At 37.7% G+C, this 22185-nt stretch carries 21 protein-coding genes; 20 read left to right on the top strand and 1 reads right to left on the bottom strand.

The genetic code is table 11. The features are described from left to right. Nucleotides 1-115 precede the first annotated feature (115 nt). From atpF to IGJ41_RS10735, 11 genes are all read left to right on the top strand, one after another. A complete protein-coding gene (atpF, locus tag IGJ41_RS10785) occupies nucleotides 116-646 on the top strand; it encodes a F0F1 ATP synthase subunit B (RefSeq protein WP_002362573.1) in 531 nt (176 codons plus the stop codon). Beyond that, complete coding sequence (gene atpH, locus IGJ41_RS10780) at nucleotides 633-1175, top strand: ATP synthase F1 subunit delta (RefSeq protein WP_002356554.1); 543 nt, start codon at nucleotides 633-635, stop codon at nucleotides 1173-1175. The genes atpF and atpH overlap by 14 nt, the downstream gene beginning before the upstream one ends. A 28-nt stretch (nucleotides 1176-1203) precedes the next feature. Continuing rightward, nucleotides 1204-2760: a F0F1 ATP synthase subunit alpha gene (gene atpA / locus IGJ41_RS10775; RefSeq protein ID WP_002356555.1), complete on the top strand. Its 1557-nt coding sequence runs from the start codon at nucleotides 1204-1206 to the stop codon at nucleotides 2758-2760. A gap of 15 nt (nucleotides 2761-2775) precedes the next feature. Further along, nucleotides 2776-3684, top strand: coding sequence for a F0F1 ATP synthase subunit gamma (locus IGJ41_RS10770; protein WP_002359606.1), 909 nt, complete (start codon nucleotides 2776-2778; stop codon nucleotides 3682-3684). A gap of 73 nt (nucleotides 3685-3757) precedes the next feature. After that, on the top strand, nucleotides 3758-5164 hold the full coding sequence (gene atpD, locus IGJ41_RS10765; RefSeq protein WP_002356558.1) for a F0F1 ATP synthase subunit beta: 1407 nt from the start codon (nucleotides 3758-3760) through the stop codon (nucleotides 5162-5164). Nucleotides 5165-5180: 16 nt separating this feature from the next. After that, the gene (locus IGJ41_RS10760) at nucleotides 5181-5600 is read left to right on the top strand and encodes a F0F1 ATP synthase subunit epsilon (protein WP_002356559.1); all 420 of its coding nucleotides are present in this window, start codon (nucleotides 5181-5183) and stop codon (nucleotides 5598-5600) included. A gap of 188 nt (nucleotides 5601-5788) precedes the next feature. After that, complete coding sequence (locus tag IGJ41_RS10755) at nucleotides 5789-6025, top strand: DUF1146 family protein (RefSeq protein ID WP_002356560.1); 237 nt, start codon at nucleotides 5789-5791, stop codon at nucleotides 6023-6025. A gap of 102 nt (nucleotides 6026-6127) precedes the next feature. Beyond that, nucleotides 6128-7429, top strand: a complete 1302-nt coding sequence (gene murA / locus IGJ41_RS10750) for a UDP-N-acetylglucosamine 1-carboxyvinyltransferase (RefSeq protein ID WP_002400933.1) — start codon at nucleotides 6128-6130, stop codon at nucleotides 7427-7429. Between the two features lie 13 nt (nucleotides 7430-7442). Continuing rightward, complete coding sequence (locus IGJ41_RS10745; protein WP_002356564.1) at nucleotides 7443-7619, top strand: DNA-directed RNA polymerase subunit beta; 177 nt, start codon at nucleotides 7443-7445, stop codon at nucleotides 7617-7619. A 127-nt stretch (nucleotides 7620-7746) separates the two neighbouring features. Beyond that, nucleotides 7747-8115 (top strand): PTS glucitol/sorbitol transporter subunit IIA, encoded by a 369-nt coding sequence (locus IGJ41_RS10740; RefSeq protein ID WP_002356567.1) that lies wholly within the window; start codon nucleotides 7747-7749, stop codon nucleotides 8113-8115. Between the two features lie 4 nt (nucleotides 8116-8119). Next, a complete protein-coding gene (locus IGJ41_RS10735) occupies nucleotides 8120-9289 on the top strand; it encodes an AI-2E family transporter (protein WP_002381494.1) in 1170 nt (389 codons plus the stop codon). 61 nt (nucleotides 9290-9350) lie between these two features. On the opposite strand, the gene IGJ41_RS10730 is transcribed toward IGJ41_RS10735, so the two are convergent. After that, complete coding sequence (locus IGJ41_RS10730; protein WP_002367152.1) at nucleotides 9351-9977, bottom strand: FMN-dependent NADH-azoreductase; 627 nt, start codon at nucleotides 9975-9977, stop codon at nucleotides 9351-9353. Between the two features lie 300 nt (nucleotides 9978-10277). Here IGJ41_RS10730 and licT point away from each other — a divergent pair, with 300 nt between their 5' ends. The 9 genes from licT to IGJ41_RS10685 all read left to right on the top strand — a co-directional run bounded on the left by licT (nucleotide 10278) and on the right by IGJ41_RS10685 (nucleotide 22156). Further along, nucleotides 10278-11120 (top strand): BglG family transcription antiterminator LicT, encoded by an 843-nt coding sequence (licT, locus tag IGJ41_RS10725; protein WP_002359608.1) that lies wholly within the window; start codon nucleotides 10278-10280, stop codon nucleotides 11118-11120. 162 nt (nucleotides 11121-11282) lie between these two features. Further along, nucleotides 11283-13163, top strand: a complete 1881-nt coding sequence (locus tag IGJ41_RS10720) for a beta-glucoside-specific PTS transporter subunit IIABC (protein ID WP_202524654.1) — start codon at nucleotides 11283-11285, stop codon at nucleotides 13161-13163. Between the two features lie 24 nt (nucleotides 13164-13187). Then, nucleotides 13188-14633, top strand: coding sequence for a glycoside hydrolase family 1 protein (locus tag IGJ41_RS10715; RefSeq protein WP_002400927.1), 1446 nt, complete (start codon nucleotides 13188-13190; stop codon nucleotides 14631-14633). Nucleotides 14634-14814: 181 nt separating this feature from the next. Beyond that, nucleotides 14815-15384 (top strand): guanylate kinase, encoded by a 570-nt coding sequence (locus IGJ41_RS10710; protein WP_002367148.1) that lies wholly within the window; start codon nucleotides 14815-14817, stop codon nucleotides 15382-15384. A gap of 147 nt (nucleotides 15385-15531) precedes the next feature. Beyond that, nucleotides 15532-16209, top strand: a complete 678-nt coding sequence (locus IGJ41_RS10705; protein WP_002367146.1) for a TetR/AcrR family transcriptional regulator — start codon at nucleotides 15532-15534, stop codon at nucleotides 16207-16209. 20 nt (nucleotides 16210-16229) lie between these two features. After that, on the top strand, nucleotides 16230-17957 hold the full coding sequence (locus IGJ41_RS10700; protein ID WP_002356575.1) for an ABC transporter ATP-binding protein: 1728 nt from the start codon (nucleotides 16230-16232) through the stop codon (nucleotides 17955-17957). After that, nucleotides 17954-19822 carry an ABC transporter ATP-binding protein gene (locus IGJ41_RS10695; protein WP_002356577.1) on the top strand — a complete coding sequence of 623 codons (1869 nt, stop codon included), beginning with the start codon at nucleotides 17954-17956 and terminating at the stop codon, nucleotides 19820-19822. The genes IGJ41_RS10700 and IGJ41_RS10695 overlap by 4 nt, the downstream gene beginning before the upstream one ends. 291 nt (nucleotides 19823-20113) lie before the next feature. Then, nucleotides 20114-20983 carry a VOC family protein gene (locus IGJ41_RS10690; RefSeq protein WP_202524652.1) on the top strand — a complete coding sequence of 290 codons (870 nt, stop codon included), beginning with the start codon at nucleotides 20114-20116 and terminating at the stop codon, nucleotides 20981-20983. Between the two features lie 129 nt (nucleotides 20984-21112). Continuing rightward, nucleotides 21113-22156, top strand: a complete 1044-nt coding sequence (locus IGJ41_RS10685) for a serine hydrolase domain-containing protein (protein WP_173961571.1) — start codon at nucleotides 21113-21115, stop codon at nucleotides 22154-22156. Nucleotides 22157-22185: the final 29 nt, after the last annotated feature.

The raw sequence follows: 22185 nt of genomic DNA, 5'->3' as shown, positions 1-22185 counted from the left end.
CTGATTATTATCGGGACCGTCACTGCTTTCTTCTATCTTTAGCCTTTTCAATAGCTAGTGATAAAGCAGTTGAAGAAGCTAAATCGATTTTTGCAAGAAAGGAAGTTGAGACTTCATGCTACTTACTATATTGGTAGTCGGTGAAACGGCTCCTAGTACCACACTAGGCACGATGATTGTTGTCAGTGGTGCATTTTTAATCTTGATGCTCTTATTAAAGAAATATGCATGGGGAGCAATCGTAGATATTTTGACACAACGTGAAGAAAAAATTGCCAACGATTTAGACTCTGCAGAACAATCTCGCGTAGCAGCAGCGAAAATGGAAAAAGAACGTCAACAACAATTACTTTCTTCCAGATCAGAAGCAGCTGAAATTATTAAAAACGCGAAAGAAAGTGGAGAACAGACTCGCCAAAAAACATTAAAAGAAACAACTGCGGAAGTTACTCGCTTACGCGAAAAAGCTCGGACAGATATTTCTCAAGAACGTGAAGAAGCATTGTCTTCAGTAAAAAATGAAGTGGCAGATCTTTCTCTTCAAATTGCAGCCAAAATTTTAAATAAAGAATTAACACCAGATGCACATGAAGCATTGATTGATTCTTATATTGAAAGTTTAGGTAAAGCAAATGAAACTAGATAAATATACAGTTGGTAAACGCTACGGCAAGGCTTTGTTTGAGTTGGCAGTTGAAAAGAACCAAGCTGAAGCAATTTATCAAGAATTATTGACGCTTCGCGAAGTCTATCACCAAGTACCTGGTATTGGCGATATTTTAAGTGATGATCGCTTAGAGCCTTATGAAAAAGACAGCATCATGGAAAAACTAGTAACAGGTTTTAGTGAAATGATGCAAAACTTTTTGCGAGTGGTTTACGAATATCGTCGCATGTACGATCTGCTCTTGATGATTGATGAATATGAACGACGTTATGATGAGCACCAAGGACTAATTTTGGGTTCAGTGACAACAGCCATTCCTTTATCAAAAGAACAACATCAAGCAATGGAAGAAAAAGCTGCCCAATTATTAGGGTATGAACAAGCGCATTTAGTCAATTTAATTGACCCGTCAATTGTCGGCGGAGTGGTTATTGAAGCAAACCATCAAGTAATCGATGGCAGCATCCGCAAACAATTAGAACATATGCAGCAGAAGTTATTAAAATAATCTTTAGGACTACAAAGAGGTGAATTGAATGGCTATCAAAGCAGAAGAAATCAGTGCCTTGATTAAAGAACAAATCGAAAACTATCAACAACAGCTTGCTGTTGAAGAAGTTGGAACAGTCACTTACGTCGGTGACGGAATTGCCCGCGCCCACGGTTTAGAAAATGCCATGAGTGGAGAACTTGTTGAATTTTCAAACGGTTCATACGGAATGGCACAAAACTTAGAAACAAATGATGTAGGGATTATTATCCTTGGCGATTTTGAAACCATTCGTGAAGGAGATAAAGTACAACGCACAGGCAAAATCATGGAAGTACCCGTTGGGGAAGCTTTGATTGGCCGTGTTGTTAATCCATTAGGTCAACCATTAGATGGTTTAGGCGAAATTAAAACAGACAAAACACGTCCTGTGGAAGCAACAGCTCCCGGTGTTATGCAACGTCAATCTGTTGCTGAACCAATGCAAACTGGCTTAAAAGCCATTGATGCCCTCGTACCAATTGGTCGTGGACAACGGGAATTAGTTATTGGAGACCGTAAAACAGGGAAAACATCGATTGCAATTGATACAATTATTAACCAAAAAGGACAAGATGTAATTTGTATTTATGTAGCGATTGGTCAAAAAGAATCTACTGTTCGTAACCAAGTAGAGACACTTCGTAAATTTGGTGCCTTAGATTATACAATCGTTGTGACTGCAGGGGCTTCACAACCAGCACCATTACTTTACATTGCACCGTATGCAGGAACTGCAATGGGTGAAGAATTCATGTATAACGGCAAACATGTCTTAATAATTTTTGATGACTTATCAAAACAAGCCGTGGCTTATCGTGAACTTTCTCTACTATTACGCCGTCCACCAGGTCGTGAAGCTTATCCAGGGGATGTCTTCTATTTACACTCACGTTTATTAGAACGTGCAGCTAAATTAAGTGATGAATTAGGTGGCGGTTCAATGACAGCCTTACCATTCGTTGAAACACAAGCAGGCGATATTTCTGCTTATATTCCAACAAACGTTATTTCAATCACTGATGGACAAATTTTCTTAGAAAGCGACTTGTTCTATGCAGGCACTCGTCCAGCCGTTGATGCTGGGTTATCTGTTTCTCGTGTCGGAGGATCAGCGCAAATCAAAGCAATGAAAAAAGTTGCCGGAACGCTTCGTTTAGACTTAGCTAGTTACCGTGAGTTAGAAGCCTTTACACAATTTGGTTCTGATTTAGATGCGGCAACACAAGCTAAATTAAACCGTGGTCGTCGTACGGTAGAAATTTTAAAACAAAAACTACATGCGCCACTGCCTGTAGAAAAACAAGTCTTAATTTTATATGCGTTAACACACGGCTTTTTAGATAGCGTGAGCGTAGATAAAATTTTACACTTTGAACAAGATTTATTCGATTATTTTGATGGCAAACATGCAGACTTATTGGAAACCATTCGTACTACGAAAGACTTACCAGATACTGATGCATTAGATGCAGCGATTACAGAGTTTTCTGAAATGTTTGCAGCGGCAAACAATAGCGGAGATTCAGCCAAAGAAGCTTTAGAAAAAATCGATAACGCATAAGAGAGGTGAGCGACATTGGGTGCTTCATTAAACGAAATCAAACAACGCATTGCATCAACAAAAAAGACAAGCCAAATTACCAAAGCGATGCAAATGGTTTCTGCAGCCAAATTGACCAAGTCAGAAGGCGCCTCTAAAAGCTTTCAAGAATATTCTTCAAAAATTCGTAGTGTCGTTACGCATTTAGTAGCTGCTCAGTTAAGTGAATTACGTGAAACAGAACAATCTTCTCTTAGTGAAGGGAACTATCATGTGATGTTAGCACAACGACCTGTCAAAAAAACAGGCTATATCGTTATCACTTCTGACAAAGGGTTAGTTGGTGGCTACAATAGCTCAATCTTAAAACAAACCATGAGTATGATTCAAGAAGACCATGATTCTAATAAAGAATATGCCTTAATCGCCATTGGTGGTACAGGGGCGGATTTCTTTAAAGCACGCGGAATCGATGTTTCCTATGAGCTAAGAGGCTTAACGGATCAACCAACGTTTGAAGAAGTCCGTAAGATTGTGACAACGGCAACGACTATGTACCAAAACGAAGTGTTTGATGAATTGTATGTTTGTTATAATCACCACGTTAACTCACTAACGAGTCAGTTTCGTGTGGAAAAAATGTTGCCAATTACTGATTTAGATCCATCAGAGGCGACCTCTTACGAACAAGAATATCTTTTAGAGCCTTCACCTGAAGCAATCTTGGATCAATTATTACCACAATATGCAGAAAGCTTAATTTATGGGGCGATCATTGATGCGAAAACAGCAGAACATGCTGCTGGGATGACCGCCATGAAAACAGCCACTGACAATGCGCAAAATATTATTAGCGATTTAACAATTTCTTATAACCGTGCTCGTCAAGGGGCGATTACCCAAGAAATTACAGAAATTGTTGCTGGTGCAGCTGCACTAGAATAATCTAGTCTTACGTTTGAACGTTTATAAAAACGTTCAAAGCGTGTGACTTTATGAAGACTGGAGGAAAGAAATTATGAGTTCAGGAAAGATTGTTCAAGTAATCGGTCCCGTTGTTGACGTGGAATTTTCATTAGATCAATCCTTACCCGATATTAACAACGCTTTAGTCGTTTATAAAAATGGCGAAGCAAAACAAAAAGTAGTACTTGAAGTCGCTTTAGAACTAGGTGATGGAGTGATTCGTTCTATCGCTATGGAATCGACAGATGGTTTACAACGTGGAATGGAAGTTATCGATACAGGAAAATCAATTTCAGTTCCTGTTGGTAAAGATACATTGGGTCGTGTGTTTAACGTTTTAGGAGACACAATTGACTTAGAAGCACCATTCCCTGCAGATGCTGAACGTAGTGGGATTCATAAAAAAGCGCCAGCATTTGATGAATTAAGTACCAGTAATGAAATTTTAGAAACAGGGATTAAAGTTATTGACTTATTAGCACCTTATCTAAAAGGTGGTAAAGTCGGACTTTTCGGTGGTGCCGGTGTTGGTAAAACCGTCTTAATTCAAGAATTAATTCATAATATTGCCCAAGAACATGGAGGGATTTCCGTCTTTACTGGTGTTGGTGAACGGACACGTGAAGGGAACGACCTGTACTATGAAATGAAAGATTCAGGCGTTATTGAAAAAACAGCCATGGTTTTTGGTCAAATGAACGAACCACCAGGTGCACGGATGCGTGTGGCCTTAACTGGGTTAACGATTGCTGAATATTTCCGTGATGTGGAAGGACAAGACGTGCTATTATTTATTGATAACATTTTCCGTTTCACCCAAGCCGGTTCAGAAGTTTCTGCCCTTTTAGGTCGGATGCCGTCAGCCGTTGGTTATCAACCAACCTTAGCGACTGAAATGGGACAATTACAAGAACGGATTACTTCAACGAAAAAAGGATCAATTACCTCTATTCAAGCAATCTATGTTCCAGCCGATGACTATACCGATCCAGCGCCAGCAACAGCGTTTGCCCATTTGGATGCAACAACTAACTTGGAACGTAAATTAACCGAACAAGGGATTTATCCAGCGGTAGATCCGTTAGCTTCATCTTCTAGTGCCTTGGCTCCTGAAATTGTTGGAGAAGAACACTACGAAGTGGCTACCGAAGTGCAACATATTTTACAACGTTACCGTGAATTACAAGATATCATCGCTATTTTAGGGATGGACGAATTATCAGATGACGAAAAAGTACTTGTTGGTCGCGCACGCCGTGTTCAATTCTTCTTATCTCAAAACTTTAACGTTGCTGAACAATTTACAGGTCAACCTGGTTCTTATGTACCAGTTGCGGAAACAGTTCGTGGCTTTAAAGAAATTCTTGAAGGTAAACATGACAATCTGCCAGAAGAAGCCTTCCGGAGTGTCGGTAAAATTGAAGATGCCATCGAAAAAGCGAAACAATTAAACTACTAGAAAGGCGGCAAACACAATGGATAGTCTTACTGTGAATGTAGTAACGCCTAATGGTCTAGTTTATGACCACCATGCAAAAATCGTTGTGGCGAAAACAACAGATGGTGAAATTGGTATTTTACCAAAACATGCGCCAATCATCGTTCCGCTAGCGATTGATGAAGTCCGCATCAAACGGACCGATTCAGATACACATGTTGACTGGGTAGCTGTAAATGGTGGTATCATGGAAGTCCGTGATAATGTCGTTTCTATTATTGCCGATAGTGCCGAACGTGAACGAGATATCGATGTACCTCGTGCTGAACGAGCAAAACAACGAGCAGAACGTTTAATTGAAGAAGCCAAAGCAAAAGACGACCGCGATCAACTACGTCGTGCGACTGTTGCTTTGCATCGTGCAATCAACCGGATCAACGTATCGAAACATGGGTAAAAAAGGCTGAAGGATTCAGTCACTTTTGTAGAGTTTAAGGCGCTTGCTATTGAGTCAGGTGCCTTAAACTCTATTTCTTCGTATTTTTTAATAAATAGTGTCAAATTTTGGCATTTCAAGTGGATTAATTATCGGTTTTTATTATTTTGTGATAAAATGTTCCTACGTTAGAAAAAAGGAGGCTCCTTATGCAATACTATGGAGTAGATGCTATTGTTCGAATCGTTAGTCATCTTATGTTCATTTACATAAGTTTTTGGGCGTTGCAATCATTGCGTATTGAGCAATTTTTCAAAACCCAATTTACACCGCAAATTAGAATGCTGATGGTATTTTTCGCCATCGCTATCGGATACACAGTTAGCTCGTTTGCTTTAGAATTGATTGCGCTTTGTCGAAATCTTTTCATTGTGTATTTTCCTTAAAAATTGAAAAATAAAAAAAGGTACAATTTTTAGTTGAATAATGGTATAATAGTAAAGATTTTGAATAGGAATACCTATTCTCATTTTTTTGGGGGGAACAAAATGGAACAAATTATTGTTCATGGTGGTAATACAAAATTAGAAGGAACTGTAAAAATTGAAGGCGCCAAAAACGCTGTTTTACCAATTTTAGCAGCTACTCTTTTAGCTGAAGAAGGCGTTACTACTTTAAAAAATGTACCAATTTTATCTGATGTATTTACAATGAATCAAGTAATTAAGCATTTGAATGTAGCCATTGATTTTGATGAAGACGCGAATGAAGTAACAATAGACGCAACACAACCTTTAGGGATCGAAGCAAACTATGAGTACGTTAGTAAAATGCGTGCTTCTATCGTTGTAATGGGACCTTTATTGGCTCGTAATGGTCATGCCAAAGTGGCAATGCCAGGTGGCTGTGCCATTGGCAAACGACCAATTGACTTACACTTAAAAGGCTTCCAAGCATTAGGTGCAAAAATCATCCAAAAAAATGGTTACATTGAAGCAATTGCGGATGAACTAATCGGTAACACTATTTACTTAGACTTCCCAAGTGTCGGCGCTACGCAAAATATTATGATGGCTGCTGTTCGTGCGAAAGGAACAACCATCATTGAAAACGTTGCTCGTGAACCTGAAATCGTTGACTTAGCAAACATTTTAAACAAAATGGGTGCCAATGTTATCGGTGCTGGGACAGAAACGATGCGTATCGAAGGCGTCGATAAATTACATGCCGTAGAGCATTCAATCGTTCAAGATCGAATTGAAGCAGGTACGTTCATGGTAGCTGCAGCAATGACTGAGGGCAATGTTTTAATTGAAGAAGCAATTTCTGAACATAATCGTCCGCTAATTTCTAAATTAACTGAAATGGGTGCAATCATTGAAGAAGAAGAAAACGGCATCCGTGTAATTGGACCAAAACATCTAAAACCAACAGATGTTAAGACAATGCCGCATCCTGGTTTCCCAACAGACATGCAAGCACAAATGACAGCGATCCAAATGTTTGCTGAAGGAACAAGCATCGTGACAGAAACAGTCTTTGAAAATCGTTACCAACACTTAGAGGAAATGCGTCGAATGAACGCTGACTTAAAAATTGACGGCAACATTGCGATTATTAATGGTGGCAACGAGTTACAAGGAGCAGCAGTGGAAGCCACTGATTTACGGGCAGCTGCCGCATTGATTTTAGTAGGGTTACGTGCAAATGGCATTACACGTGTCTCTAATTTGAAATATTTAGATCGTGGCTATTATGAGTTCCATAAAAAACTTCAAAAATTAGGCGCGAACGTTGAACGCGTCAATGATGAAAAAATTGAAGAAAAACAAGCAACGACAGTAATCTAAAGGAGTCAAACGTATGAGTTCATTTCGTTATATTTTAGTAACATTATTGAAAATTCTAGTGGTCATTTCGTTAGTCATTATCTTATTTGTTGTGGGAACAATGATTGGTTATGGTTTGATTGGAAATGGGAATCCAATGGATGTCTTTGATGAAAAAATTTGGACTCATATTATGAACTTCTTTAAATAAAAACTTATTTTAAGGCGGTGAACAAAAGTCAATTGACGATTGTTCACCGCCTTTTCTTTTTCCTGAATATCTATTTTATTCTATGCTATAATAATAGAAGTAAGATAATGAAGGAGTGGGATGGAAGATGCAAGCAACCGTAACAGAAATAGGCAAACATGCAATCGATGATTCAGAAAAAATGATTATTCTTTTTGGAGAAACTGCTACCGATACCTTGAAGCAACATGCAGTTATTCAATCATTCCCAGAAAAAGACCAAGTTACCTTGGCAGAAGGAGATCATCTGAAAATTGGCGATACAAACTATACAATTACAAAAGTGGGTTCTTTTGCCAATAGTAACTTGCAAAGTATCGCTCACAGCACTTTAATCTTTGCTGATGCACCAACCGATGAGGATGATGTTATCCGGAATGGTGTTTATTTAACGCCCCATCAGTTACCAAAGATAACTATTGGAACAACAATTGATTATTTAGTAAATGGAGCGTGAATCAATGGATAAAAAACAAACGACTGATAAACGCCTGTCTTGGTTTTGGCGTTGGTTTTTAAATAATCAAGTAGTAACAGCCTTACTGATTGTCTTATTGGTGCTGTTAATTATTCTAACTTTTACGAAAGTTTCTTATTTATTTAAGCCCGTCTGGCAGTTTTTCGGCGTTGTCGGCTTACCAGTAATTATGGCGGGGATTTTATATTATTTATTAAATCCGATTGTCGATTATTTAGAGAAAAAACAAATCTCACGTGTCTGGAGTATTATCGGCCTATTTATTTTAATTGTGGCACTACTCATTTGGGGTGGTATTGTAATCGTTCCTAAAATTCGTGAGCAATCTGTCAGCTTTGTAAATCATTTTCCTCAATATATTGATACAATTGATCAAAAATCGCAGGAAATATTAAGTGATCCACTTTTCGCGCAATTTAGAGAACAACTTGAAGCGGCAGGCGATAAAGTTGTCAGTTCGTTAGGTACCATCATTAAAAACGTCTCAACGTTCACAGTACAAGGAATTGGTAATTTCTTTGGGGCGGTGGCTACGATCTTTGTCGCCATCATTACGATGCCCTTTATTCTATTTTATTTACTGAAAGATGGCAAAAACTTAGCGCCATATTTAATGAAGTTTTTACCAGTGAAGATGCGTAAACCAACCTTAAAAGTTCTTGCAGAAGTCAATGATCAAGTCTCTTCTTATATTAGAGGACAGTTAACTGTCGCTTTCGCAGTGGCAATTATGTTTATGATTGGTTTTTCTGTCATTGGCTTAGATTATGCAGTCACTTTAGGTATTGCAGCAGGCTTTTTAAATTTAATCCCTTATTTAGGGTCATTTTTAGCCATGATTCCAGCAGTCTTTTTAGGAATTGTCAGTGGGCCAGCTTTGTTAATTAAAGTCTTGATTGTTTTTGCCATTGAGCAAACGGTCGAAGGTCGGTTTATTTCACCACTTGTCCTAGGCAGTCAGTTATCCATTCATCCAGTCACCATTTTGGTTGTTTTATTAACGTCTGGTAAACTATTTGGGATTGTCGGGGTAATTTTAGGAATTCCTGTTTATGCCGCAGCTAAGGTGATAATTACACACATTTTTGAGTGGTACCAAATTGTTTCTGGTTTGTATGATGAAGATAAGCCAGATCAACAAGAATCTACGTAACAAAAGAGACAAGCAGTGAATGAACTGCTTGTCTCTTTTTGATGTAAATCACTCGGAAAATTTAGAATGTTTTACCGTATTCAGTTGCTTTGGTCATAGCAGTATTTAAAAGTTCTTCCGCACGATCAGGGAAATGATCGATTCCTTCGATGAATAATCCGTCGACTTGATCAACACCAATAAAGTTTAGAATCGCTTTAATGTATTGAGAAGCAAAATCTTTTCCTTCGTAGAAGCCGCCATTTGATTGGATGTGTAAGGCTTTTTTGCCACTTGTTAGAGGTTTTGGTCCTTCTGCAGTATATTGGAATGTTTTTCCAGCAACGTTGATTGTATCTACCCAAGCTTTTAAGCGTGTTGGTACGTTTAAGTTCCACATTGGATTAGCAATTACTACTTTGTCTGCAGATAAAAATTGATCAGTTAATTCATTAAAACGAGCCACTTTTTGTTGTTGGTTTTCGCTTAATGTTTCAAATGCTGCACCAGCGCGAAGTGCACCCCAAGCAGATAATAATTCTTCATCGATTTCCGGCATGTTTGTTTCTGGTGCATAAACATCTAAAATTTCGATTTCGTCTGATGGATTTGTTTCGCGGTATGAAGCTAAAAATGTTTCTAACGCACGAACTGAGCGTGATTCTTCTTTTGTTAATGGATGTGCTTTAACAACTAATAATTTTGACATTGTGTAATCTCCTTAAAATAAATAGTTTAAAAATTCAACATCTCTATTTTACTAATAAAAAGTAAGAGAAAGCAAGTCTTTTTTTTACTTTTAGTAAACTTTTTTTAAAATGGATCAACTGAGTAAAAAATAAATAAAAATATTTTTTTGGAAAGGCTTGCATATTAAAAAAAAGCATGCTATTATTACTTTGTAAATAAGGATTGTTACTGCTTTGCAGGCAAAACCAGAGTCTTCCATTAACACAATCAGTGGAGGGATTCTGGGCTTTTTTTATAAAAAAGTGAGGTTGCATTCATCATGAGGATTGAAAAAGTTTTAAATAATAATGTCGTGCTTTCAAGAAATGAGCAAGGCGAAGAAATTGTTTATATGGGACGCGGCTTAGCCTTTCAAAAGAAGATTGGAGACACGATCAATCCAGATTATGTTGAAAAGGAATTCGTGTTAAAGGACTCCGCTATGGCAGGGCAATTCCAGCAGCTGTTTGAAGACGTCCCCACCAAAGAAGTAGAAGTCGTTAAACAAATCGTTGATTTAGCAGAAACAACGCTAGCGATTGAGCTTTCATCAAATATTTATTTAACTTTAACGGATCATATTCACTATGCGTTACTTCGAGCCAAAGAAGGAATTGATATTCCGAATCCTCTTGTATTCGAAACACGCAAATTTTATCCTAAAGAATTTGAAATCGCAAAGCAAGCATTAGCGATTATTGCTGAAAAGCTAGGGGTTCAATTTTCAGAAAATGAAGCGGGCTTCATTGCTTTTCATATTGTGAATGCTGAACAAGGAAATGGCAATATGGAAGTTACCATGGAAGCAACCAAGATGGTTCGTGATATTTTAACGATTATTAGTCGCTACTTTGGACAGGTGTTTGATGAAGATTCATTGAACTATCAACGAATTGTTACACATCTTCAATATTTTGCGCAACGTTATTTAAAACAAGAAGCGCATGATGAGGAGGACGAATTTCTTTTTGCATTGGTCCAAGGAAAGTATCCTAAGGCGTTTCAAGCGGTCCAACGTATTAATGAGTATTTATTAAAAAGCTATGATCGACCAATTGATCAAGCGGAAATGATTTATTTAACCATTCATATCCAAAGAGTGGTCAATGATAAAAAAGCATAACAACCAATAATCGCGGATTGTTACTGATAATGCAGGCAAAACCTAGATTGAAAAAACCGATAACGATTTTCGCAGACTGCGCAGCTGTGAAGAGAAGGATCTGGCTCTTTTTCAATGTAGGTTTTTTTGATATTAAAAATTAATGGAAATGAGGATCTAGAGATGAGTAAAAATCAAGAAATTGCAGCACGTGTGTTAAAAGCTGTTGGGGGCGAAGGCAACGTTAATAGTGTTGTTCACTGTGCTACACGCTTACGTTTTAAATTAAAAGATGAAAATAAAGCAGATACAGCTGCATTGAATGCTGACCCAGATGTTATTCAGGTAGTTCAAAGTGCAGGACAATATCAAGTGGTTATTGGCAGTCACGTTAGTGATGTCTATAAGGATTTGATGGCCAACAGTGGACTAGGTAATGATTCTGATAATAGAGAAAAAGAAAGTGGCGGAAATATCTTTAACCGTTTAATTGATATTATTTCTTCTATTTTTACACCGTTTTTAGGTGCAATGGCCGGCGCTGGGGTTCTAAAAGGCTTCTTAACATTGGCTGTAACTATGGGCTGGTTAGCTGACACTTCAGGCGTATATCTTGTTCTCTTTTCGATTGCAGATGGTTTATTTACTTTCTTACCAATTATGTTAGCGTTTACGGCTGCTAAAAAATTCAATACTAATCCCTTTTTAGCGGTTGCTTTGGCGATGGCCTTAGTTCATCCCAGCATTACTGCTTTAGCAGGCAAAACAATTAGCTTTGCTGGTCTTCCAGTGATTATTGGGCCAAGTGGCTATACTTCTTCGGTTTTACCAATTATTTTGGCTGTTTTTGCACAAAGTTATGTGGAACGTTTCTTCAAAAAAGTAATTCCGAGTTTTCTACAAATTATCTGCGTTCCGTTAGCTGTTTTCCTTATTATGGCACCTGTTACCTTCTTAGCTATTGGTCCTATCGGGACGGTCATCGGCGATTGGTTGGGACAAGGATACAACGCAATTTATGTTTTTAGTCCAATTATCGCAGGGTTATTAATGGGTTCGTTGTGGCAAGTCTTGGTAATGTTTGGTATGCATTGGGGCTTTGTACCAATTATGATGTTAAACTTAACACAAGGTGGCGATACGATGGTACCAATGTTATTACCAGCCGTTATTGCACAAGGCGGGGCTGCTTTAGCTGTCTTTTTCCTAACAAAAAATGTGAAACTAAAAGGTTTGGCTTTGTCTTCAAGCATTACAACTATTTTTGGAATTACTGAACCAACTGTATATGGCGTGACTTTACCATTGAAAAAACCATTTATTGCAGCTTGTATTGGTGGCGGTATCGGTGGTGCATTTGTGGCTATGAATCACGTGAAAAACTTTACGTTTGGCTTGGTTAGTATGTTGAGCTTACCTGGGTTTATTCCTGCAGAGACAAAAGATACTGCACCGATGATTACTGGTGCAATTGGTGCCGGTATTGCCTTTATCATTGCGTTTGTCTTAACGTTTGTCTTACGTTTTGAAGATCAACCTAATCCAGAAACAGCAACTGAAAAAACAGCAACTGATAAGATGGTGGCACCTGTAAAAACGAATCAAGAAGACAAAATTATTTTAGCAAGTCCACTTCAAGGTGAAATTTTACCGCTAGAAAAAGTACAAGACCCTGTTTTTGCTTCAGGTGCTTTAGGAAAAGGTGTTGCAATTGAGCCGACTGAAGGCAAACTATATGCACCCGCAGATGGTGAAATCACCACATTATTTCCGACAGGACATGCTGTTGGCTTGACGACAACAGAGGGCGTTGAATTATTAATGCATATTGGCATGGATACGGTCGAATTAGATGGTAAAGGCTTTGAATTATCAGTGAAACAAGGTGATTCTGTTAAAAAAGGAGATTTGCTGGTTACTTTTGATATTGCTGCCATTAAAGAAGCTGGTTATCCAGTAGTTACACCGATTGTGGTAACGAATACGAATGATTATTTAGATGTTTTGGATATGAACCAAACAGACGTGTTACATGGTGAAGACTTTTTAGCCATTATTAAATAAAAGACAATTGGAGGAGGAACAAGTATGACAACAACGACAAAATTTCCAAAAGGATTTTTATGGGGCGGTGCGACCGCAGCCAATCAATTAGAAGGGGCTTACTTAGCCGATGGTAAAGGGTTATCTGTGGCAGATGCGATGCCGGGAGGAAAACAACGTTTCGCTATTTTAGGAGATGAAGCGTTTGATTGGACGATTGACGAAACGAAATATCGCTACCCTAATCATACAGGAATTGATCACTATGATCGCTTTAAAGAGGACATTGCGTTGTTTGCTAAAATGGGCTTCAAATGTTATCGCTTTTCAATTGCGTGGTCGCGTATTTTTCCACAAGGAGATGAAACACAACCGAATGAAGCCGGCTTGAAATTTTATGATGCGGTTATCGATGAATGCTTAAACTATAACATTGAACCAGTAATTACGATTTCTCATTATGAAATGCCACTGCATTTAGCGAAAGAATACGGCGGGTGGAAAAATCGTCAATTAGTTGACTTTTATGAACGTTTTGCGGAAACTGTTTTAACACGTTACCACCAAAAAGTTAACTATTGGATGACATTCAATGAAATTAATTCAGCTTTTCATTTCCCAGCACTTAGTCAAGGATTGGTGAAAAGCAATGGGGCCAATGATTATCAAAATATTTTCCAAGCCTGGCATAATCAATTTGTTGCAAGTAGTAAAGCTGTAAAAATTGGCCATGAATTAAATCCAGAATTACAAATTGGATGTATGATTATTTACGCAACAACGTATGGCATTGATTCGAATCCAGTCAATCAAGTTGCTACAATGATTGAAAACCAAGAGTTTAATTATTATTGTACAGATGTTCAAGTTCGTGGTGAATATCCAGCATACGCAGAACGCATATATCAAAAATATGCTGTGAAAGACTTAGTCATTGAAGAAGGCGATTTAGAATTATTAAAAGAATACCCAGTGGATTACATTGGCTTTAGTTATTATATGTCGACTGCTGTCGATGTTACTGGTACTACCAACGATACAGCAAATGGGAATCTTTTAGGCGGCGTTAAAAATCCCTTCTTAGAAGCAAGTGAATGGGGTTGGCAAATTGATCCCGAAGGCTTACGAATTGCCCTAAATGAATTATATAATCGTTATCAAAAACCTTTATTTATTGTGGAAAACGGCTTAGGTGCAATTGATAAAGTAGACGAAAATTTCTATGTGGCAGACGACTATCGGATTGATTATTTACGTCGTCATATTGAAGCAATGGCAGAAGCAGTTGCAGATGGCGTCGATTTAATGGGCTATACGCCGTGGGGCTGTATTGATTTAGTCAGTGCTTCCACAGGTGAAATGAGTAAACGGTATGGGTTTATTTACGTTGATTTAGACGATGAAGGAAATGGTACTAAAAACCGTTATGAAAAAAAATCGTTTAATTGGTACAAACAAGTTATCGAAACTAATGGACAAAACTTAGACTAGTTATTGTAATTAAACAAAACAAGATAAGCGTAGCAGGTTGTTGCTTCTGTTCCCGCCGTCTATTAATTTTTAAGCTTGGGCCAAAAATCTAAAGTGATTTTTGGCCCAAGCTCTTTTTTGTCAATTTTTCAAAATAGTGCACAATACGTTATAATAGAAACAACTGAGAGGAGCGTTTCTAATGATTAAGCAATTACAACATCCATTTTTTGTTATTATGGGTCCTAGTGGTTCTGGCAAGACCGCAATTACAAGTAAGGTTTTTCCGAAAAACTATAAAGTTATCTCGCATACTACGAGGAAAAAACGGTTGGATGAAGTGGATGGTGTGGATTACTATTTTGAAACAAAAGCAAGTTTTCAAACCTTGATTGAAACCAATCAGTTAGTGGAGTATGATTTTTACCATGGAAACTATTACGGTGTCGGTGTAGCTGCCATCGTTGAAACAACGAAAGAGCATCCAGCCTATAATGCGTTAACTTTTCCAGGCTTTCAAGCGGTCTTTGAGCGTTTCGGCGAGTCCGTCATTCCAGTTTTTTTTGACGTTTCAAAAGAAAACATTTATCAACGTTTAAAACAACGAGAATCTGATCCTAAAATTATTGAAGAACGTTTAAACCTTTATGATCAAGAAATTCTTATCAAAAACCAATTGGAACAATATCCTAATTATCAACGAATAGATGCCAATGGACCTATAAAAGAGGTCGCTGGCTTGTTACAAGAATGCATCAAACACTATTATTAATCAAGCAACTGGTGAGACAGAATCTAACATCAATTTTGTCTTGCTAGGTGCTTGATTTTTTTTGTAAAAAACTTGCATTCTGAATAGAGAGTGCTATAATGACATGGTGTCATATGACAATGTGTCATAAAAGGGAGGAACACAAATATGCCTACGAATACGTTTTTTCATTTGCCAGAAGAAAAGCAACAACGCTTATTAGATGCTGCGCAAATTGAATTTTCGCGCCATTCTTTACAAGAAGCGTCAATTGCAAATATTGTTAAATTAGCGGAAATTCCTCGCGGTAGCTTTTATCAATATTTTGAGAACAAAGAAGATTTGTATTTTTATTACTTTGCGACATTAAGAAAAAATAGTGAACGAGATTTAGAGAAACAAATTATTGCGGAAAATGGTGATTTAATCGAAGCCATGGATGTCTATTTCTCCAAAATGATTGTCGAAGTGCTAACTGGAGAGAATGCTTCTTTCTATCGGAATTTATTTGTCAACATGGATTATCGTGCTTCACGTCGGGTGACGGATAATTTAGCGACTGGAGAAGAGGAAAAAAATAGGAAACAGCACTGTCATAAGCATAGAGGAAGAAAAGGCCATGCTGCCTATGCAGAACATCTTTATCAAATAATTGATCGTTCGAAATTAACCATTGAAACGCCAAAAGAATTCACATGGTTCATGCAGACGGCGATGCATGCCGTTTTCTCAACAATTGTTGATGGGTATCGTCAACAAAGAGAAAATACCGCCTATGATTCAACTGAAGCAGTCAAACAATTAAAAATGAAATTAAATTGGTTGAAAAATGGCGCTTATAAGTAGCAAAAAGGAGGAGAAGTTAGTTGATTAAACTAGTCAAACGGATGTCGTTATGGTCGGTCTTTGCAGCGGTTTTATTTATGATCGTGCAAATTATCGCAGATTTATATCTGCCCACATTAACATCTAATATCATTAATGACGGTGTCGCTAAAGGAGATATTAACTATATTTGGAGTACAGGAGTTGTCATGTTAGGCTTTTCTTTGATTAGCATTGTCGCTTCTATTGGAAATACCTTTTTTGCCACCAAAGAATCACAAAGTTTAGGTAAAAAATTACGGACTGATATTTATCGAAAAGTTGAAAATTTTTCTAATAATGAATTTGACAAATTTGGGACAGCTTCGCTAATTACACGAACAACCAATGATGTCAATCAGATTCAAATGGTTATGCAAATGTTTTTACGTTTAATGATTAACGCACCTTTAACGTTAATTGGTGCAAGTTTTATGGCGTATAACAAGGACCCACAATTAACGAAAATTTTTCTATATGTTTTACCAATTATGGCTGTTTTAGTGGGCGGTATCATGTTTTTAGCGGTTCCGTTATTTAAGAGCATGCAAAAGAAAACCGACCGTTTAAATTTAGTTTTTCGTGAAGGACTGACAGGGGTTCGTGTAATTCGGGCCTTTGGCAAAGCAAACTATGAAGAACAACGTTTTGATGAAGCCAATAAGGATTATACACAAACGGCGATTAAAGTGAATACGATTGTCGCTTTGATGATTCCTTTAATGACACTCATTATGAGTGGTACCAATATTGCAATCACCTGGTTTGGCGGTCATTATATTGCGGAAATGCAACTAGAAGTAGGGAACTTAATCGCCTTTATGACTTATGCCATGCAAATTCTGATGAGTTTCATGATGCTATCCATGATTTTTGTCATGGTACCGCGGGCGCAAGCTTCTGCTGATCGGATTAATGAGGTGCTAAATACTGATTCAGAAATCAAAGATGTACCCAATCCAGAACTACTCTCTCTAAAAGGCGACAAAGCAACATTGGCGTTTGAACATGTTAATTATCGTTACCAGCATGCTGAAAACTTAGCACTGGAAGATATAGATTTTTCAGCAAAATCTGGGGAGACGGTCGCGATTATTGGTGGGACTGGTTCTGGGAAAACAACGCTGGTTAATCTTTTACCACGCTTTTATGATGTTGAATCTGGCAAGATTTTGCTAAATGGTAAAAACATTAAAGATACGTCACAGCATAATTTACGAGAAATGATTGGCTTTGTACCGCAAAAGGCTGTTTTATTTACAGGAACGATTCGTGAAAATATGCAATACGGCGCCCCAAATGCGACCGATGAAGAAATTTGGCAAGCTTTAGAAATTGCGCAGGCGAAGGCGTTTGTTTCAGAATTGGCAGAAGGTTTGGATAGTCATGTCGAACAAGGCGGCGGTAATTTTTCTGGCGGACAACGCCAGCGGTTGGCTATTGCTCGTGCTTTAGTAAAACCAGCAGATGTCTATGTTTTTGATGATTCCTTTTCTGCATTGGATTTCAAAACAGATGCTAATTTAAGAAAAGCCTTAAAAGAGCAGATGACGGATGCAATTGTCGTTTTAGTGGCCCAACGTGTAAGTACGGTTATGGAAGCATCGACAATTTTAGTATTAGACGAAGGAAAATTAGTTGGTAAAGGAACGCATGAAGAGTTATTAGCGAATAACCAAACGTATCAAGAAATTGTACATTCTCAATTGAGAGAGGAGGACCTTGCATGAGTAGTCGACCAAAAGGCGGACCAATGGGCGGTGGACCAGGACGCAACATTGGCGCAAAAGGGCCAAAACCAAAAAATTTCTGGAAAACAGTGAAACGTTTATTTCGGTACATGTCTAAACGAATGCTGTCAATTATTGCTGTCTTAGTGTTAGCAATCGCAGCCGTCGTTTTCCAAATTCAAACACCAAAAGTATTAGGACAGGCAACAACTGAAATTTTTAAAGGCGTCATGAAAGGCGCTGCTGAAATGAAACAAGGCTTAAAAATAACATCTTTTCCAATTGATTTTGACAAAATCGGTCAAATTTTATTAATTGTTATTGCCATGTACCTTATTTCTGCTGTCTTTAATTTCTTGCAGCAAGTAATTATGACACGTGTTTCACAGCGAACAGTTTATGAATTACGTCAAGAATTAGAAGCGAAAATGAACAAAGTTCCAATTTCCTATTATGATACTCATAGTAATGGGGACATCATGTCGCGGGCAATTAACGACATGGATAATATTGCGAGTACTTTACAACAAAACTTAACCCAATTAATTACCAGTATCGTGACATTTGTGGGTGTACTTTGGATGATGCTGACCATTAGCTGGCAGTTAACACTAATTGCCTTAGCAACAGTGCCATTAAGTTTAATTGTTGTGATGGTTGTGGCGCCTCGCTCGCAAAAACATTTTGCGGCTCAACAAAAAAGCTTAGGATTATTGAATAACCAAGTCGAAGAAACCTACGGTGGTCACGTAGTAGTAAAAAGTTTCAACCACGAAGAAAGTGATCAAGAAGTATTTGAAAAAGAAAATGAAAAATTATATCATGCTGGTCGCAAAGCACAATTTATTTCAGCGATCATTATGCCTTTAATGAACTTTATCAAAAATCTAGGCTATGTGTTTGTTGCAGTCCTTGGTGGCGTAAAAGTAGCGAATGGTATGATGGATTTAGGGGATGTCCAAGCATTTCTTCAATATACCAATCAATTTTCACAACCGATTACTCAAATCGCTAATTTAATGAATACAATCCAAGCTACGGTGGCTTCGGCAGAACGTGTCTTTGAAGTATTAGATGAAGAAGAAATGGTGGATGAACCTTCTGGCGTACCAGTGGAAACAGATAGTCCTTATCGTGTTTCTTTTGAACATGTTGCTTTTGGCTATTCACCAGAGAAATTATTAATGAAAGATTTCAATTTAAATGTTAAACCTGGGGAAATGGTAGCAATCGTGGGCCCAACAGGTGCTGGGAAAACGACCCTAATTAACTTATTGGAACGCTTCTATGATATTAGTAGCGGCAGCATCAAATATGATGGCGTAGATACGCGCGATTTGTCTCGCGAAGAGTTGCGAGCACACTTTTCAATGGTTCTTCAAGATACTTGGTTGTTCACTGGAAGTATCTATGACAATATTCATTATGGTAATGACCAAGCGAGCGAAGAAGAAGTGATCCGTGCGGCGAAAGCAGCCCATGTGGATGATTTTGTCAGAAAATTACCAGAAGGCTATCAAACGATTTTAAATGAAGAAGCCAGCAATATTTCTCAAGGTCAACGACAATTAATTACAATTGCTCGAGCATTCTTAGCAAATCCAGACGTTTTAATTTTGGATGAAGCCACCTCAAGTGTGGACACTCGAACAGAAATACTGATTCAAGCAGCAATGAATCGTTTATTGGAAAATCGGACTAGCTTTGTAGTTGCTCATCGCTTGTCGACTATTCGTGATGCCGATACGATTATCGTTATGGCAGAAGGTTCAATTGTGGAAACAGGAACCCACGATGAATTAATGGCGAAAAATGGTTTTTATGCTGACTTATATAACAGTCAGTTTTCAGAAGAAGTAGCCTAAAAGGCGAAGCAAAAAAATAGTAATTCATGATGGGAGGTCGGGACAGAAGCGTTTAACTCCGAGAAATAAGAAGGAATTTCCGAAAATTGTTCTTTAATTTTTGGAGAATTTCGGCTTATTTCCGAAGGAGTTGCTTCTGTTCCCGCCGTTTATCAGTTTTTGAGCGTGTAGCAAAAATCCAAAGTGATTTTTGAACCACGGTCTTATTTTTTTAACAAAAAGTTAGCGAAATTGAAAAATTTCTATTTTCTTTTGAGAAAAACAGGATATTACTTGATGAAATAGCAAGAGATGTATAAAATGGGAGAGAAGAAAATGGAGGTAACAGAAAAAATGACTGAATTTCAATTAGAAAAAGCTGCGACATTAAAAACAATTGCCATTCGTGCGAAAAAAGTTGGCGAAATGGTCGACTTTTATAAAAAAGTAATGGGTTTTGTTTTAAAGTCAGAAGAAAATAACCTGTCTATCTGGGGTACACGTGAAGCAGGAACGCAATTATTAATTTTAGAAGAAACTAGAAAAGCCGAAGATTTTCATAATGAAGAAAAGCAAATGGCTTATTTTTCAATTAAAGTTCCTACGGAAAAAGAATTTTTACAAATTGCTCAACGAGTGCTTGAACAAGACTACCCAATTGATGAAAGTTTCCAAATTGGCACACGTCAAAGCATGTTTATTACTGATCTTGAAGGCAATCAATTTGAGATTTTTCACGATGAAGCAACAGCAAATTCGACTTCTGAAAAGCAACCGATTGTGCTCAAAGATCTTATCAGTGAGGACTTAGAGCCACATCAAGGGTTAGCCGCTGGGTCATATTTAGCGCATGTGCAATTAAAAACAAACAATCAAAAAGAAATAAAAGCATATTATGAGGAAGTTCTGGGTTTAAAACGCAATGAAAAAGATCAATTTGTTTTAGAAGATGGCAAAGCAACTATTGGATTCCAAAAACCTGAAACAAGTGAAGTGGATCAATTACCTGATCCACACTTAGGTTTAGATTTCTTTACCATTAAGCTCTCTGATCAAGACCATATTTTAGCAATGGAGCGACAATTAACGGCAAAAAATCAAGAGTTCTTTATTGACCAGAAAAAAGCGATTGTCACTGTGTTTGATCCAATTGGCTTGGAATGGTGGTTTGTCTTAAAATAAACGCTTAGACAGATAAAATAAGCTTGTTTTAGCAAGTCTGGAATAAAGTCGGAATAAAAGTTTAACGCTACTTTTGTTCGGAACTTATTCTAGACTTTTCCTTTAATATTAAAAATAGAAGGTGAAAAAATGTACGAAAAAACAAAGTGGAAAATTCAAAAATTGATGAAAAAAGGTGTTTTTTCGGGGGCTAGTTTTTGTTTCATTGAAGGTGAAAAAGAGGAGAGCAATTGTTGGGGACTCGCACAAGTAAAACCCACCAAAGAACAATTAACCTCGGCCATGCTGTTTGATGTGGCTTCTTTAACCAAAGTAGTCGGTACCACCACCGTTATTTTGCAATTAGTGGAAGAAGGAAAAATTATTCTAGATCAATCATTACAAACTTATTATTCCTCTTTTCAAGATTCTAATATTACAATCCGGCATTTGTTGACACATACGGCAGATTTACAAGGCTATATTCCTAATCGTGATCAGCTGAATGCCCAAGAATTAAAAGACGCCTACAATCATTCATTTCACGCAGGCAAAGCAATAGGTAAAAAAGTCGTCTATACAGATGCAGGGACTATTTTATTAGGCTTTATGTTAGAAGAAATGTTCCAAAAATCAATGATAGAAATTTTATCTGAGCGAGTATTGCTTCCTTTAGGGATGAACGAAAGTACGTTTCTACCAAAGAATCCTTTAGACTGTGTGCCAACAGAATTACATGAACAAAGAGGGTTGATTCGAGGTGCAACCCATGATCCTAAGGCATTCGTTTTACGGGAACATGCAGGGAATGCTGGCTTGTTTAGCAATGTCTATGATTTAACAAAATTTGTTCGAATGTATTTAAATCGAGGCAGTTATCACAATCTCCAATTCTTAAAAAAAGAGACGATTGATTTGTTACTATTTAACCAAGTGCCAGCTGCAGATAAACCACGTTCTCTAGGCTGGGATTTTAAATATGATGTAGCTACGCAACGGCCATTATTATTCCATACAGGCTATACAGGCACTTTTTTGCTAATTGATGTGCAACAACAATCAGCGTTTATCTTTTTATCTAATCGAGTCCATCCAGAGGACCACCGGAACACTTATATCGAAGAAAGAGATCAGTTGTTGGCAACCTATTTAAAAGAGAAATCATCAGTTTCAGATGAAATGACTAGTTTTTAGTGATATAATGAGAGCGAATTCAATTTGGG

This window comes from Enterococcus sp. DIV1537a, assembly GCF_051712085.1.
Taxonomy (GTDB): Bacteria; Bacillota; Bacilli; order Lactobacillales; family Enterococcaceae; genus Enterococcus; species Enterococcus faecalis.
Note: the sequence above shows the minus strand (reverse complement) of the source record. Positions and strands in the feature narration are given on the sequence as shown.

Coding starts and splice junctions, on each gene's coding strand:
- atpD (WP_002356558.1), top strand. CDS start 3,758: ATGAGTTCAGGAAAGATTGTTCAAGTAATCGGTCCCGTTGTTGACGTG.
- atpA (WP_002356555.1), top strand. CDS start 1,204: ATGGCTATCAAAGCAGAAGAAATCAGTGCCTTGATTAAAGAACAAATC.
- IGJ41_RS10710 (WP_002367148.1), top strand. CDS start 14,815: ATGATTAAGCAATTACAACATCCATTTTTTGTTATTATGGGTCCTAGT.
- IGJ41_RS10685 (WP_173961571.1), top strand. CDS start 21,113: ATGTACGAAAAAACAAAGTGGAAAATTCAAAAATTGATGAAAAAAGGT.
- IGJ41_RS10730 (WP_002367152.1), bottom strand. CDS start 9,977: ATGTCAAAATTATTAGTTGTTAAAGCACATCCATTAACAAAAGAAGAA.
- atpH (WP_002356554.1), top strand. CDS start 633: ATGAAACTAGATAAATATACAGTTGGTAAACGCTACGGCAAGGCTTTG.
- IGJ41_RS10740 (WP_002356567.1), top strand. CDS start 7,747: ATGCAAGCAACCGTAACAGAAATAGGCAAACATGCAATCGATGATTCA.
- murA (WP_002400933.1), top strand. CDS start 6,128: ATGGAACAAATTATTGTTCATGGTGGTAATACAAAATTAGAAGGAACT.
- IGJ41_RS10760 (WP_002356559.1), top strand. CDS start 5,181: ATGGATAGTCTTACTGTGAATGTAGTAACGCCTAATGGTCTAGTTTAT.
- IGJ41_RS10690 (WP_202524652.1), top strand. CDS start 20,114: ATGTATAAAATGGGAGAGAAGAAAATGGAGGTAACAGAAAAAATGACT.
- licT (WP_002359608.1), top strand. CDS start 10,278: ATGAGGATTGAAAAAGTTTTAAATAATAATGTCGTGCTTTCAAGAAAT.
- IGJ41_RS10735 (WP_002381494.1), top strand. CDS start 8,120: ATGGATAAAAAACAAACGACTGATAAACGCCTGTCTTGGTTTTGGCGT.
- IGJ41_RS10720 (WP_202524654.1), top strand. CDS start 11,283: ATGAGTAAAAATCAAGAAATTGCAGCACGTGTGTTAAAAGCTGTTGGG.
- IGJ41_RS10705 (WP_002367146.1), top strand. CDS start 15,532: ATGCCTACGAATACGTTTTTTCATTTGCCAGAAGAAAAGCAACAACGC.
- atpF (WP_002362573.1), top strand. CDS start 116: ATGCTACTTACTATATTGGTAGTCGGTGAAACGGCTCCTAGTACCACA.
- IGJ41_RS10755 (WP_002356560.1), top strand. CDS start 5,789: ATGCAATACTATGGAGTAGATGCTATTGTTCGAATCGTTAGTCATCTT.
- IGJ41_RS10745 (WP_002356564.1), top strand. CDS start 7,443: ATGAGTTCATTTCGTTATATTTTAGTAACATTATTGAAAATTCTAGTG.
- IGJ41_RS10715 (WP_002400927.1), top strand. CDS start 13,188: ATGACAACAACGACAAAATTTCCAAAAGGATTTTTATGGGGCGGTGCG.
- IGJ41_RS10695 (WP_002356577.1), top strand. CDS start 17,954: ATGAGTAGTCGACCAAAAGGCGGACCAATGGGCGGTGGACCAGGACGC.